This window comes from Paraburkholderia aromaticivorans, from assembly GCF_002278075.1.
In the GTDB taxonomy this organism is placed as follows: Bacteria; Pseudomonadota; Gammaproteobacteria; order Burkholderiales; family Burkholderiaceae; genus Paraburkholderia; species Paraburkholderia aromaticivorans.
Window position 1 is genome coordinate 1,450,245 of record NZ_CP022990.1, and the last position, 13,893, is coordinate 1,464,137.

Sequence of the window (13,893 nt, forward strand, 5' to 3'; positions counted from 1 at the left end):
ACCGCTAGTCGACAGTGAGCGTGCTCTGGATGACTTCACGCCAGCGGTTCTCCCACTCCGTCTTTGCAAACGCGGACGAGGAATCCAGTCCGTGAGCCGCCAGTCTGGCGAGTTTGGCTCGATCATCGGCCAGTTCTTCAATCGCGGCGGCAAGCTCGACATAATCCGCACGGATCAGCCTGCCGTTGTAGCCATCGACGATCAGATTCGGCAGTCCACCGACGTTGGTCGCGATCACCGCGTTATGGGTTGCCAACGCCTCGATGCAGGACAGGGATGTTCCTTCTGAATACATGGTGGGCACCAGCACAATGTGGCTGTCCACATAGGCTTTGTGCATGTCCTCCATGTCGTATTCGATCCAGGTCACCTTGTGCGGATGACGCGCCACGAATGCCTTGACCGCTTGGGCGTCGCGATCGACCGCCTGCCCGCACAGAACGAGCCGGATATCCGGGCGCCGCGAGAACAGGAGGTCGAATGCGGTGATGGTCAGATAGAGACCTCGGGCTTCATAAAGCCGGCGTGGCAGAAGAACGCACAACTCCTGCGCGTCGAAATCCTTCGGGTTGCTTCTGAAGGAGTCTTGATCGACGTAGTTCGGCACGTAGCTCAGCGTATTGGCGAGACCCCAATCATAGGTTCGCACCCAGTTGATAAAGTTCGTATCGACGCAAACACATCGATCACTGTTGCGAAGCGCGCGGAAGAGCGTTTCATAACGGGCCCGATCGAAGGTCGCGAGATTATTGGCTGCTCCATCCCAATGAATGCCGTGGTTGATCGAGATGACGCGCCTGCTCTTGCCGAGCGACGAGGCGAGTTCAGTGGGCGATGCGATAATGAGGTCGGCGTCTGCACAAATTTCTGCGTATTTGCTCGACATTGCCTCTAAATCAAGGTTGTCCGAGGCGTTCACTCCGACCACCTTGACGCCGCGAAACTCGCGTTCAAACGGCTTCCACGCATTCTGCAAGAGCCGTACCTCGCACCCCATGCCGCCGAGCACGACGGCGAGGTCGTAGACGTAGCGTTCCGCTCCGCCCTTATAGACGGTTTCGCCTGCCCAGTCATAGAAGTTGACATTGACGATGTCCACTTTCATCGCGCGCCGCGTCGCGGGGCGTATCAGCCTTGGGACATTTCTTGCATTGACCTGTCTGAGCAACGGCGCGTGCAGCACCGGCCACGCGTGCATGCGCGCAACTTCCGCGGAGGCCGCCGTATACGCGTTGGACCACTGCCCGCTCGCCACCGCGTCGACGAAATCAATTCCGGATGCGACGATGACGGCGTGTTCGTATTCTCTGATGGTGCGGGTCGGGGTGGCAATCACCGGCTTTCCTGCCGCCAGATACTCGAATAGCTTCAGCGGTGAAACGGGGTCGGTTTTCTCGCTGACGATGAATGGCACGATGCCGACATCGACCCAGGCGAGATAGTGCTTCAGTTCGGAATACGGCTTCGGGCCGAGGTGGATGAAGTTGCCGAACGTTTTCAGACGCGCCATGCGCTCCTGAACCTCAGTGTTGTATTGCGGTTCGAACGCGACGACAGGACCGACGAACAGCAAGACGACATCGTGCAGCCGCACCATTTCGTCCAGCAGATCGAAGTCGAGTAGTTCAGAAATGGCGCCGTGATAGCCGACAACCCTCCGGCTTGCTGCCATCTCGTATAGCTCCGGAGGCACGTCGCATCGCTCGCGCTGCCCGTGAAGAAAGTCCTCGGGATAGACCCCGTTTTCCAGAAGCAGCGCATTCGTGACCTTCGCGCGATTCGCTTCGTACAGTCGGTTCGATGAGAACAGGCAGACGTTCGCTATGTGCAGCAAGAGTTCATGGTCGCAACGCATGACCTCGGAATAATTGGCGAAGATGGTCAGGTCGTCGAGTACATCGTAGATCGTGAACGCGGCGCGGCAGAGGTCAGCGACGTATTTGAAGCCGGGCCAGTGGAGATAGAGCGTAACCGGCTCGTCCTGGAAATAGCCGAGAAAATCCTCGACCATGTTGGACACGTAAAGGTTCTCTGAAGTGGGCTGGATAAATGGATAAGGACCGCCATATTCCAGCATCACGAACAAATAACCCGCTTTGGCGAACTCCGCCATGATGTGGTCTGGACGCTGTTTGAGCGAAAGATCGTAGGCAACCGGGCACAGTACGACACCCCGGCGATCTGAATGGGCCGTGAGCAGGCGGCTGATCTGGTGTCTTCTCTGTTTCGAAGGATCCTTGGCGCAGTTCCCGAAGTAGGCGGCCTGGGCACGCGTGTGAGCTTCGTACTCGCCGTTGCTCGCGGGCACACTGTCAGTCGCGGCGAGTTGTTGCATGGAACTATTGGCAGCAACGGGATTCTTGTAGCGCCCTACTATCGCGTAAACGGCACTCGCAATACACCGCATGGGCGCGGTCAATTTCCATGAACTGCTTTCGAAAACTTCGTTAAGGGTATCCTGCACCCGCTCGCGCTTGTGAATCTCATGCACAAGTTCGCCCGACACGGCATTGAGCGAACGCTTGAGGTCGTGAATCTCGGAAAGCGCATCTGATAACCGCTTGGCGAGCGCGTAGCGGTCTTTGCGCGCGAGACGCTGCTCCTCTGCAATCTGGTTATGTTGCTTGACGAGGGCGTCCGCACCGGACATCGGAATACTCAACTCCACGAGCGATTCGTAGGTTTGTCTGTGCGCCGTGTCTAGTGTCACTTCTTGCTCATCCATGGCCAACCTCTCAAGTCGCCGTTACCCTGTTTTCTTTTTTCGTACCGTCATTGCCTGTCGGCAGGCATGGCTTCCACGCGTAATCTTTCTGTGACGTCGGTCAGGAACAGCCCGTATCTATCGCTTTCCACATACGAAGAGAAATAGCAGGCGCCCTCGATATATTCGTAGTACTGCGGCACTGCTCCGGAGCGGTCTTCCAGCGCCGCCACGAGGAGATACCGGCCTGTGTTGAGCTGGTTTCTCAGGCGAAACTCGATCTCGAATTCGCTGCCGTCGAAATCAAAGTCGATGTCTTTTTCGTCGTGTGTGGTTCGGACGATCAGATCCGTTCCTTTGGTATCTTTGATGGAGAACGCCACGCTCAACGCACGGCGGCAGATGCCTTCCGGGAGTCGGATCGCGAAGCGCACAACCATCGGCTCGAACGCCGCGAATACGTTCTGGTGCCGGTAGGACGAGTCCAGGACTTGAGCCGACACGATCGATCCAACATGCGTGCCCCAATGATTGATCGGCTCGACGCCGAGGGTTGTGGCGACCGGCCTCGCGCTTTCCACGATCTGGTTGCTTTCCTTCGCTTGTTCATTGCGTGCGGGCGCGCTGTCCGGCGTCTGGCGGGACAGGCCGAGGGTCTCGCCTTCGCCGGGTCCCTCGGACATGAACTGCGTGTACTGCGCGGTAACGGCGAATGCGTTGCCCTCCATCCGAACCCGTCCGCCATCGAGCCAGACGGCTCGTTCGCACAAAGTGCGCACCGAGCCCACGTCATGCGAGACGAAAAGAATCGTGACGCCAGATTCCTTGAGTTCCTTGATCTTGTTGAAGCATTTGGCCTGAAAACGTGCGTCGCCCACAGCAAGGGCTTCGTCGATGATCAATACGGCAGGGTCGACGTGAATGGCCACCGCGAACGCGAGGCGCACATACATGCCGCTCGAGTAAGTTTTGACCGGCTGATCGATGAAGTCGCCGATTTCCGCGAATTTCTCGATGCCGGCGAATTTCTGTTCGATCTGCCCGGCCGTCATGCCCAGCATGGCTGCATTCAGGTAGACATTTTCCCGGCCAGAAAACTCCAGGTTGAAGCCCGCTCCCAGTTCGAGCAGAGCAGCCACGCGACCATTGATCGCGATATCGCCCGCAGTGGGGCGCAGTGTTCCGCAAATGATTTGCAAAAGAGTAGATTTACCGGAGCCGTTGCGTCCGATGATCCCCACTGTCTCGCCACGGCTGACCGACAGCGATACGTCACGCAGCGCCCAGAATTCCCTCGAGTACCTGGTGCGCCGGGGAAAGACAATATGCTTGAGACGGTCGAGCGGCGTTTCATAAATGTCGAAGCGCTTCGAAGCGTTGCTCACCTGAATCGTCGTTTCAGGCCTGTCGATTGTGTTCATTTCCGTGAGCGCGGGCATTTACAGAACGTCCGCGAAACCTTCGCGGGTCTTCTGGAACCAGGCAAGACAAAGCCACGCGAAAGCAATGCTGCACAGCAGGTAGATCACGATCCCGACGAAATCCGGCAAATCGCCATGGATCATGACCGCCCGTGCCTGCTCGATGATGAACGTCAACGGATTGACCAGCACAAGCGCCCTGAAAGTGGGCGGCAAAGTATTGAGCGCATAAAAGACGGGCGAAAGGAACATCAGCATGGACGAAAGCAGCGCCGTGACATAGGTCAGGTCACGCACATACACGCCCGTGGCGGCGAACAGCCAACCCACGCCGAGCGCGACGAAAGCGAGCGGGATAAAGAGCGCCGGCAAAAACACGATCGTCCACTGAAGCTTTCCGTATACGCACAATGCAAACACGATCCAGACGGCAAAACTCGTCAGGAAGTGAAACGCCGCCGACGCCACCGCGATCCATGGCAGGATCTCGAGCGGAAACACGACCTTCGTTACGTAGTTGGCGTTGGCCGTGATAATGGCCGGCGCCCTATTCAGACATTCGGCAAAGAAATTGAAAAGAATGAGCCCGACGAACAGAATCACGGCGAACTGAAAACTATTGTCGGTTCCCGGCCAGCGCGATTTCAGCAGCGTGCCAAAGACGACCGTATACATTGCGAGCATGAGCAACGGCTGAACGATGGACCACGTAAGTCCCATTACCGAGCCGCGATACCGGCTCAGTATTTCACGCCTGGTTAGCGCGGCGATAAGCTGGCGCTGCCGCCAGGGAAGTAAAAAGAGCGTGCTGAAACGAGCACGGGGATGGGATTCCTCGCGGCCGTCATGTTGATAGGTGAAGCTCATATGGACAGATCGCCTCGCACAGCGGTGGCTGGTTTAGATCCACGGCGACGTCAAATCGTTAGAACTTGAACGCCTTCTTGAAGCACCCTAAAACCCATGCAGCGAGCGTTTTTCAAACACCCGCCTCGCCTGAATCAGACAGATTTAAATATCGGCTATACAGAAGATGAATAACGCGAATTAACTGCGAATAATATTACAGTCAAATTCACAGACCTGATTCTGCGAAATCACTGATATTGAAGTAGGAACACGCGGAATTTTGGCGAGAAAAGCCAACTTGAATGCAGGAAAATTCGGCAAGAAATGGGAATTTGCGAGACCCACGCTGAGGTCACACAGCGCGGCAAGTTCTTAGCCAACGCCATCGGATACCCGGTATCCGCATCACAACCCGTTGCAGGCTGGATGAGTACTCAGCATGATCGATGTGCAAGGCAGCGCGCATTCGCACGCCGCCTGACACTATCGCTATCGCGAGATTACTTCTGCGCGGCCGCCGCGTCGTCTTCACGAAACAGCTTGTCGGCCAGATGAAACGCCGAGTTGGCCGCCGGCACACCGCAATAGATCGCGGTTTGCAGCAGCACCTCTTTGATCTGCTCCCGCGTCACACCGTTGTTCTTCGCAGCCCTCAGATGCAGTGCGAGCTCTTCGCTGCGGTTGAGCGCGACCATCATCGCGATGGTCAGCAGGCTGCGCGTGTGACGCGGCAACCCATCGCGCGTCCAGATTTCGCCCCATGCATAACGCGTGATGAAATTCTGAAACTCATCCGTCAGTTCGGTACGGTTCGCGAGCGACCGGTCGACGTGCGCATTGCCCAGCACCGCCCGGCGCACACCGAGCCCGGCTTCGTAACGGTCTTCGTCGTTCATTTCTGCTCCGTCAGGAAATCGATCACGGTCTTCGTGAAAGCCTCGGCTTTCTCGATGTTGGAAATGTGCGAGGCGTCCAGCTCCACGTAACGCGCGCCCGCAATCGCCTGCGCCAGTTCGCGGCCTTGCGCCGGCGTGGCGGCCAGATCGTGCGTACCGCTGATCACCAGCGCCGGCACCTTGATGCCGGGCGCCTCGGGGCGCAGGTCGGCGGCGTCGATGGCGTCGCAATTCGATGCGTAGCCTTCCTTGTCGGTGTGCGTGAACACGTCGCGAATCATGGCCAGCACCACCGGCTCGCGCTCGATATAGTCCGCCGTAAACCAGCGCGGCAAAACGGCATCGGCCAACGCGACCATGCCTTCGGTGCGCGCCTTCGCGGCGCGCGGCACCCACACTTCCGGCGAACCGATGCGCGCGGCCGTATTGCACAGCACCACGCGCTCGATACGATCCGCGTGGCGCGCGGCGAGCGCAACGCCGGTCAGGCCGCCCATCGACAGGCCGCAGAAATGCGCGCGGGCGATCTTCAGCGTATCCATCAGGCCGAGCACGTCGCCGGTCAGTTGCTCGATCGTGTAGGGGCCTTTCGGCGCTTCCGAATGGCCATGGCCGCGCGTGTCGTAGCGCAGCACGCGAAAGTGTTTCGACAGCGCCGCGACTTGCGGCGCCCACATGGACAGATCGGCGCCGAGGGAATTCGACAGGACGATCCACGGCGCGTGGCCGTGACGGTCGCCGTCGATTCGATAATGAAGCTCGGTGCCATTGACTGCGGCGTAAGGCATGCCGGTTACTCCCTGGAATGGTCGCGCTGCGAGCGCGTGGTGTGAAGTGCCAGCGCGGCGTCCACATAAGCGTGCGCCTGGCCGACGTATTGAGCCGGATCGAGCAGTTGCTTCAGTCGCTCGAGCGGAAGATGTTCGGTGACAGCCGGGTCTGCGGCAAGCACGTCGAAGAGCGTGCGGCCGTCGCGGATCGCGGCTTTCGACGCGCGTTCTACCAGATGATGCGCATCGAGCCTTCCGATGCTGTCGCCGAGCGCGAGCATGACCGCTTCACCGAGAATCAGGCCATGCGTGATGTCGAGGTTGGCGGCAAGACGCGGCACGTTCACGTTCAGGCCCGCGGCAATCTGCTCGATGTTGGCGAGCGCGCCGCCCGCGAGGCGCGCCAGGTCGGGCAGCGCATCCCACTCGGCTTGCCAGCCGCCGAGCGCGCGCTCGTGCTCCTGCACCATGCCGGCGAACACCGTGGCGACGAGACCCGGCGCACGCGTGGCCGCCGTCAGCACCGCCGCGCAGCCGACCGGATTGCGCTTGTGCGGCATGGTCGACGAACCGCCCTTGCCGGCCGCGGCCGGTTCGGCGAGTTCGTCGATTTCGGTTTGCATCTGCAGCGAGATGTCGCGCGCGATCTTGCCGAGCGTGCCGATCAACATGCCGAATAGCGACGCCGTTTCAGCAATGCGATCACGCTGCGTATGCCACGGCAGGGTCGGCACGGCGAGGCCGAGTTCTTGGGCGAGCGATTGTGTGACTAGCGGCGCGGCATCGCGCAGGCTCGCCAGCGTGCCCGCCGCGCCGCCGAACTGCAACACCAGCACGCGGGCGCGCAGCGCATCGAGCCGCTCGCGATGACGCAGCAACGCGTCGAGCCATTGCGCGAATTTCAGGCCGAGCGTAATGGGCAGCGCCTGCTGCAACCAGGTGCGGCCGATCATCGGCGTGGCGCGATGCGTGGCGGCGAGTTTCGCCACGGCGTCGCAGGTGGCTTGCAGGCTGCTGTCGAGCAGATCGAAGGTGTCGCGCAATTGCAGCACCGTCGCCGTGTCGATGATGTCCTGACTCGTGGCGCCCCAGTGCACGTATTTCGACGCTTCGGCGTCGGCCGCCTTGACGCGCGCGGTGAGCTGCTTGACGAGCGGAATCGCGAGATTGCCGCCGAGCGCGGCGTCGCACGCGAGTGCGTCGGCATCGAGGTGATCGGCCTGGCAGGCGGCCTCGATCGCGGCCACCGCCGCCCGTGGAATCACGTGATGCGTGGCTGACGCGCGCGCGAGCGCCGCTTCCACGTCGAGCATGCATTGCAGCGTGGCGCGCGGCGCCCAGATGTCGTTCATCGGCTGCGTGCCGCAAAGAAGCACGGTGAGACGGGCGCTGGAGTCGAGCATGTTGACGTGGATAGCCGAAGATAACGAAAGTTACGAAAGTGAAAGCGCCGCCGCGCTTCAGGCCGCGCGCGCCCCTTGCGTACCGTCGATCAGCGGCACGCCGGTCAGCTTGTGCAATGCGTCGAAGTCGATATCCGAGAAAATCTCGCGCACCACGAGGCCCTGATCCGTGACATCGATCATCGCAAGGTCCGTATAGATGCGGTCGACGCAACCCACGCCCGTTACCGGGTAGCTACATTCGGCGGCGATCTTGCTTTCGCCCTGCTTGGTCAGGTGCTCCATCATGACATAGACCTGCTTGGCGCCGATCGCCAGATCCATCGCGCCGCCCACGGCGGGAATCGCGTCGGGCGCGCCGGTGTGCCAGTTCGCCAGATCGCCCTTGGCCGACACCTGGAAGGCGCCGAGCACGCAAAAATCCAGATGGCCGCCGCGCATCATCGCGAACGAATCCGCGTGGTGGAAATAGGCGCCGCCCGTGAGCAGCGTGACATGCTGCTTGCCGGCGTTGATCAGTTCGTCGTCTTCCTCGCCTTTGGCGGGTGCCGGGCCCATGCCGAGCAAACCGTTTTCGCTGTGCAGGAAAATTTCCTTGTCGGCGGCAAGGTGGTTGGCCACCAGCGTCGGCACGCCGATGCCGAGGTTCACATAAGCGCCTTCAGGGATATCCAGCGCAACGCGCTTGGCCATTTCATCGCGGGTCAGTTTTTTCATGTCGGTCTCCGAGTCAGGCGGCAGCGTCGTGGGGATTGGGCGTCGGGGCGTGCGCCGCTTGCGGCACTTCGATCACGCGCTGCACGAAAATGCCGGGCGTGACGATCACTTCGGGATCGAGTCCGCCGAGCGGCACCACTTCCGACACCTGCACGATCGCGGTTTTCGCCGCGCTGGCCATGATCGGCCCGAAATTGCGAGCCGTCTTGCGATAAGTGAGATTACCCCAGCGATCGCCCTTGTATGCCTTGACCAAGGCGAAATCCGCGTGCAGCGGCGACTCCAGCACATAGTGCCGGCCGTCGATCAGACGCGTTTCCTTGCCTTCGGCGAGCTTGGTGCCGTAGCCGGTCGGCGTGAAAAAGCCGCCGATACCCGCGCCCGCCGCACGAATGCGCTCCGCGAGATTGCCCTGCGGCACCAGTTCCAGTTCGATCTCTCCGGCGCGGTACAACGCGTCGAACACATACGAATCGCTTTGGCGCGGGAACGAGCAGATGATCTTGCGCACCCGCTTGGCCTTGAGCAGCGCCGCGAGACCGATGTCGCCGTTACCGGCATTGTTGTTGACGATGGTCAGATCGCGCGCGCCCTGTTCGATGAGCGCGTCGATCAGTTCCGACGGCATGCCGGCCGTGCCGAACCCGCCGATCATGACGGTCGCGCCGTCGTGGACATCGGCGACGGCCGACTGAAGTGACTCGAAAATCTTGTTGATCATGTCGAATTTCCTTTTGGGGCGCTGCGTGCCGCCGGCTTGCTGCCTTGCGCGGCAGGGCGAGGACGGAACGGTCTCCGGGCCAATGCGGGCGGTGGCTCGCCGAGTGCGGATGCGGGCTGGCGCCGTCGGTTAGCTCGCTTCGAATTTGTTCGTTATATGAACATGGATTCGTTTAGCGAACGTTCAGGCGATTATGGTTGTCCTTCGGTCAGGTTGTCAAGGCAGGGAATTCCCCTTAATCATAGGTTTTGCCGCGCATCGTGCGGGTTTTGTTGTGCACTTTGCGGGTTCACGGAGCCCAAGCCGCACTATCCCGAGTTACGATGACTGGGCTAACCTCTATCCTCTTGTCGAATACCCCGGCCCGCCTCACAGGTCATGCAAGCATGTCTGAAACGAACCTGGATCTGAACCTGATCCCCTACCTGGTCGCCATGGAGGACGCGCGCAATGTCAGCCGCGCGGCCGAGCAGCTCGGCGTGAGCCAGCCGCGCGTGAGCACCGCGTTAGGAAAACTGCGCGAATACTTCGACGATCCGCTGTTCGTGCGCACGTCCAAAGGCATGGAGCCCACGCCGCGCGCGCTCGCCATCCTGCCTGCCGCGCGCGACGCGCTGTTGCGCATCGAGAAAGGCATGCTCGACGTGCAGGAGTTCGACCCGGCCACCAGCACCCGCACTTTCTCGATCGCGCTCTCCGACGTCGGCGAGATCGTGTTTCTGCCGCGGCTGCTGCAACTCTTCGCCGAACGCGCGCCGTTCGCGAATCTGCGCTCCGTGACGCTCTCGCCGTCGCAGGTGGAACGCGGGCTCGAATCGGGCGACATCGACCTCGCCGTCGGCTACTTCCCCGATCTGTCGGGCAACAACTTCTTTCAGCAACGGCTCTTCACCCATCGATTCATCTGCCTGATGCGCACGGGCCATCCGCTTTCGAAAGCGCCGCTCACGCTGGCGCAATACGTGGCGGCGGGTCACGCCGTCGTGCGGGCCGAAGGACGCAGCCAGGAGGTTCTCGAGCACTACCTGGAGAAGAAGCGCATCAAGCGCCGCGCGGTGCTCGAAACGCCTCACTTCATGAGCCTGCCGTTCATCCTCGCGCGCACCGATCTGCTCGCGACGGTGCCGCACGCAATCGGCTTCGCGTACGTGTCGGAGCACGCGTCGATCACGCTGGTCGAGCCGCCGCTGCCGCTGCCGCACTTCGATCTGCGGCAGCACTGGCACCGCAAGTTTCACAACGATCCGCGCGCAAGCTGGCTGCGCGGCGTGGTCGCCGAACTGTTCAACGACGCAATGGACGAATGGCCGAAATGAGCGCCGCCCGATCAGGCCGCCCTGATGGCAACCCGGTTGCATGAAACGAGAAGGGACATCGGCACCGCATGACGAAAAACATGGAACAATGGCCGCACTCATTGAACCCGCGCGCTCCGTACAGCGTCGACGCGCGATCCCGCAGGAGCAACGGATGACCAGTAGCAAGGCAAAGAAGAAACAACCCATAGCGGCCACGGAGCGCCCGAGCCGCGAAGAAGCCGAAGCAGCCGTTCGCGTGCTGCTGCGTTGGGCCGGCGACGATCCGGCGCGTGAAGGCCTGATCGATACGCCGGCGCGCGTGGTGCGGTCGTACGAGGAGTTTTACGCGGGCTACCAGGTCGACCCGCGCGAGATCCTTGCCCGCACCTTCTCCGAGGTGGACGGCTACGACGAGATGATCGTGCTGAAAGACATCCGCTTTGAAAGCTATTGCGAACATCACATGGTGCCGATCATCGGGCGCGCGCACGTGGCGTATCTGCCGCAGCATCGCGTGGTCGGCATCTCCAAGCTGGCGCGCCTCGTCGATGCATTCGCCAAACGCCTGCAGATCCAGGAAAAGATGACGGTGCAGATCGCCGACACCTTGAACGAAGTGCTGCAACCGGCAGGCGTCGGCGTGATTCTCGAAGCCGCCCACCAATGCATGTCGACGCGCGGCGTGCACAAGGCCGGCGTGACGATGGTCACCTCGCGCATGCTCGGCACGTTCCGCACGGACCCGTCGACGCGCCGCGAGTTTCTGTCGATCGTCGGCAATCCGGGCGTGGTGGCGGTCGCCAATACGTAGGCGCAAAGTAGGCGCAACGCAGGCGCGACATCGGCGCCTCATGCCACGCGGGTTCGCCTGCACATCTGTCCGAAGGTAGCCAGCAACACCGCGCCCAGCACACACGCGACACCGGCCAGTTGCGCAGCGCTGACCGGTTCGTGCAACACGGTCGCGGCCATCGCCACCGCGCTCACCGGCACGAGCGCGGTCATCAGCCCCGCTTCCGCGCCACTGATCCGCGCGGCCCCCGCATACCAGAGCACGAAGCCCGCCACGGTCGGCACCAGCGCGTAATACAGCACGCCGCCGAGTGCACCGGCATCGAGCGGCAACATCCACGGTGTTTCGAAACAGGCCGGCACGAGCGCGACCGCGAAGCCGATGCCGCACATCGACGCCGACAGCGGCAGCGGTGCAACCGCCGTGCGCAGCTTGCGGTTGAGCAGGATGAACAGCGCCTCGCAGACAATCGCGAGAAACACGAGCGCGTTGCCCGCCAGCGAGCTGTCCGTATGCGGCGCGGTGAACTCGTCGGGACGCACGGTGCACACCAGCACGCCCGCCGTGGCGAGCACGATCGCGCCGAGCAACGCGGGCGCGGGGCGCTCGCCGAGCGCGAGCACGGCGACGCCGGCCGACACGGCGGGCAAGGTGCCGGCAATCACGCCGGCATCGGCCGCCGAGGCGAGTTTCATCCCGCTGATCAGCAACACCGTATAGCCGACGCTGCCCGCTCCCGCCTGGGCGATCACGAGCAACGTATCGCGCCGGTCCAGACGCGGCCAGCGCACGCCGCGCCAGCGCATCGCCAGCACGAACAGGGGAAAGGCAATCGCGAAGCGCAGCGCGGTGGCGCTAAAAGGCGGCAGTCCGGCCGCGATCGGTTTGCTGACCACCACCGTGCTGCCGACCCCGATCATGGCCAGCGCGCAGAAAAGGTATCCGGCATATCGCGAATTCATGGTGCTGTCCTCACCTGTTGGAACGAGCACGCAGATTAGTGGGATGGCGGCCGACGGTCTTGAACGAAATTGCAGCGCAAAAGCAAGTCAGCGACTCGGCGCGGCTCGGCGAGATCGAGACGCCGCCGCCGAAGGCTCGCCCGGCACCAAATCCATCGGGTATCCTGAACGGGCGGTAACGGCGGTCGACGCCCCCCGCCAACCACCGGCGCCCTCGGGTACAGACTTTGCATCCGGATAGCAAAGCCCGCAACGCGTCGGCTCAACCGCAAGAAACAGGAGTTCCTCAATTGGTTGAATTTCCGTCTTCGGCGGTATCCACCTGGGGCGGCGCGGTCGTGTTCCTCAACGTCCTGATGACGCGGCTCGGCGTGCCGATTCCCGCGGTGCCCGTGCTGCTCTTCGCGGGCTCAGCGATCGCCGCCGGCACCCTGTCCTTCTGGCCGATCCTCGGCGCCGCCGTGCTTGCGGCGCTGATGGGTGACGGCACATGGTTCACGGCCGGCCGGCTGTATGGCCGCAAGCTGATCGCCGCACTGGGCCGCCTCTCGCCCGCCGTCTATCCGAAGGTGAACAAAGCGCGCTCGCTGTTCGAGCGCTTCGGCGTGCCGCTCGTGTCGATCTCGAAGTTCGTTCCCGGACTCGCGCTCGTCACCCCGCCGCTGATGGGCACGACCGCTGTGGATGCCCGCATCTACGCGGCCTGGGACTTCGCCGGCGTCCTCGCGTGGGCCAGCTTCTGGCTGCTCGGCGGCGCCGCCGCGGAACGGCAGCTGCATATGCTGCTCGAGTTCGTCAAAGCCCGCGGCGGCACCGTCATCGACGTTCTGCTGGCCGCCGCGCTGATTTATCTCGCCTTCCGGTTGCAGCAACGACGCCGCGAGCGCCGCCGCTTCGAAGAGGCCGCCTCGCGGGCCGACCCGCTGGCCGTCGACGGTGCCGGGCGCCGCATTGCGCCACCCAAGGTGCTCGACGCCCGACCACAAGCCTTGTCGCTCGAAGCGCCGCGTCGCATTCCGGGCGCGCTCGCGCTGGATCCCCACTCGCCGGAGCAGATCGACGGCGCCCTGCGCGCGCACGACACGGTGATCTATTGCATCTGCCCGGACAGCGCGACCGCGGTCGATATCACGCGACACATGCGGCACAAGGGTTACACGAGGATTCGCGCGCTGCGCGGCGGGCTCGACGCCTGGCAGCGGCGCGGCTTTCCGGTCGAACCGCTTCCGCCAATCGAGGAGTTGATCTCCGACACGCGCGCGCCGCAACCGCGCAGCGAGGCGCGCGGGGCAATCACGCTGCGCGGCTTCGCCCCGCGCAGCAGCCAGAGCACCTGAGCCGCGCCGTCGGCGGGTCCCA

The 13,893-nt window shown here is 62.3% G+C and carries 12 protein-coding genes; 3 read left to right on the top strand and 9 right to left on the bottom strand.

Annotated elements, in window-relative coordinates:
- Positions 1-4: 4 nt before the first annotated feature.
- The 8 genes from CJU94_RS26180 to CJU94_RS26215 all read right to left on the bottom strand — a co-directional run bounded on the left by CJU94_RS26180 (position 5) and on the right by CJU94_RS26215 (position 9,481).
- Entirely contained in the window at positions 5-2,725 is a 2,721-nt protein-coding gene (locus tag CJU94_RS26180; protein WP_095421539.1) for a glycosyltransferase, read from the bottom strand.
- 47 nt (positions 2,726-2,772) lie between these two features.
- Positions 2,773-4,125, bottom strand: coding sequence for an ABC transporter ATP-binding protein (locus tag CJU94_RS26185; protein WP_244221080.1), 1,353 nt, complete (start codon positions 4,123-4,125; stop codon positions 2,773-2,775).
- A gap of 18 nt (positions 4,126-4,143) precedes the next feature.
- Entirely contained in the window at positions 4,144-4,896 is a 753-nt protein-coding gene (locus CJU94_RS26190; RefSeq protein ID WP_244221091.1) for an ABC transporter permease, read from the bottom strand.
- 578 nt (positions 4,897-5,474) lie between these two features.
- Positions 5,475-5,870: a 4-carboxymuconolactone decarboxylase gene (gene pcaC, locus CJU94_RS26195; protein WP_095421542.1), complete on the bottom strand. Its 396-nt coding sequence runs from the start codon at positions 5,868-5,870 to the stop codon at positions 5,475-5,477.
- Entirely contained in the window at positions 5,867-6,658 is a 792-nt protein-coding gene (pcaD, locus tag CJU94_RS26200; protein ID WP_095421543.1) for a 3-oxoadipate enol-lactonase, read from the bottom strand. The genes pcaC and pcaD overlap by 4 nt, the downstream gene beginning before the upstream one ends.
- 5 nt (positions 6,659-6,663) lie before the next feature.
- Positions 6,664-8,043 carry a 3-carboxy-cis,cis-muconate cycloisomerase gene (locus CJU94_RS26205; protein WP_095421544.1) on the bottom strand — a complete coding sequence of 460 codons (1,380 nt, stop codon included), beginning with the start codon at positions 8,041-8,043 and terminating at the stop codon, positions 6,664-6,666.
- A 57-nt stretch (positions 8,044-8,100) separates the two neighbouring features.
- The gene (locus CJU94_RS26210) at positions 8,101-8,760 is read right to left on the bottom strand and encodes a 3-oxoacid CoA-transferase subunit B (protein ID WP_095421545.1); all 660 of its coding nucleotides are present in this window, start codon (positions 8,758-8,760) and stop codon (positions 8,101-8,103) included.
- Between the two features lie 13 nt (positions 8,761-8,773).
- Positions 8,774-9,481 carry a 3-oxoacid CoA-transferase subunit A gene (locus CJU94_RS26215; RefSeq protein WP_095421546.1) on the bottom strand — a complete coding sequence of 236 codons (708 nt, stop codon included), beginning with the start codon at positions 9,479-9,481 and terminating at the stop codon, positions 8,774-8,776.
- Positions 9,482-9,867: 386 nt separating this feature from the next.
- On the opposite strand from CJU94_RS26215, the gene CJU94_RS26220 reads away from it, so the two are divergent.
- Both CJU94_RS26220 and folE read left to right on the top strand, forming a co-directional pair.
- A complete protein-coding gene (locus CJU94_RS26220) occupies positions 9,868-10,797 on the top strand; it encodes a LysR family transcriptional regulator (RefSeq protein WP_095421547.1) in 930 nt (309 codons plus the stop codon).
- 154 nt (positions 10,798-10,951) lie between these two features.
- On the top strand, positions 10,952-11,590 hold the full coding sequence (folE, locus tag CJU94_RS26225) for a GTP cyclohydrolase I FolE (protein ID WP_095421548.1): 639 nt from the start codon (positions 10,952-10,954) through the stop codon (positions 11,588-11,590).
- Positions 11,591-11,628: 38 nt separating this feature from the next.
- Here the strand turns inward: folE and CJU94_RS26230 are convergent, their stop codons facing one another.
- Positions 11,629-12,534 carry a DMT family transporter gene (locus CJU94_RS26230; protein ID WP_095421549.1) on the bottom strand — a complete coding sequence of 302 codons (906 nt, stop codon included), beginning with the start codon at positions 12,532-12,534 and terminating at the stop codon, positions 11,629-11,631.
- 290 nt (positions 12,535-12,824) lie between these two features.
- On the opposite strand from CJU94_RS26230, the gene CJU94_RS26235 reads away from it, so the two are divergent.
- Positions 12,825-13,871: a VTT domain-containing protein gene (locus CJU94_RS26235; protein WP_095421550.1), complete on the top strand. Its 1,047-nt coding sequence runs from the start codon at positions 12,825-12,827 to the stop codon at positions 13,869-13,871.
- Positions 13,872-13,893: the final 22 nt, after the last annotated feature.

What these genes read in the sequence shown, in the direction of transcription:
- CJU94_RS26180 (WP_095421539.1), bottom strand. Translation starts at nt 2,725, where the DNA reads ATGGATGAGCAAGAAGTGACACTAGACACGGCGCACAGACAAACCTAC.
- CJU94_RS26185 (WP_244221080.1), bottom strand. Translation starts at nt 4,125, where the DNA reads ATGAACACAATCGACAGGCCTGAAACGACGATTCAGGTGAGCAACGCT.
- pcaC (WP_095421542.1), bottom strand. Translation starts at nt 5,870, where the DNA reads ATGAACGACGAAGACCGTTACGAAGCCGGGCTCGGTGTGCGCCGGGCG.
- pcaD (WP_095421543.1), bottom strand. Translation starts at nt 6,658, where the DNA reads ATGCCTTACGCCGCAGTCAATGGCACCGAGCTTCATTATCGAATCGAC.
- CJU94_RS26205 (WP_095421544.1), bottom strand. Translation starts at nt 8,043, where the DNA reads ATGCTCGACTCCAGCGCCCGTCTCACCGTGCTTCTTTGCGGCACGCAG.
- CJU94_RS26210 (WP_095421545.1), bottom strand. Translation starts at nt 8,760, where the DNA reads ATGAAAAAACTGACCCGCGATGAAATGGCCAAGCGCGTTGCGCTGGAT.
- CJU94_RS26215 (WP_095421546.1), bottom strand. Translation starts at nt 9,481, where the DNA reads ATGATCAACAAGATTTTCGAGTCACTTCAGTCGGCCGTCGCCGATGTC.
- CJU94_RS26220 (WP_095421547.1), top strand. Translation starts at nt 9,868, where the DNA reads ATGTCTGAAACGAACCTGGATCTGAACCTGATCCCCTACCTGGTCGCC.
- folE (WP_095421548.1), top strand. Translation starts at nt 10,952, where the DNA reads ATGACCAGTAGCAAGGCAAAGAAGAAACAACCCATAGCGGCCACGGAG.
- CJU94_RS26230 (WP_095421549.1), bottom strand. Translation starts at nt 12,534, where the DNA reads ATGAATTCGCGATATGCCGGATACCTTTTCTGCGCGCTGGCCATGATC.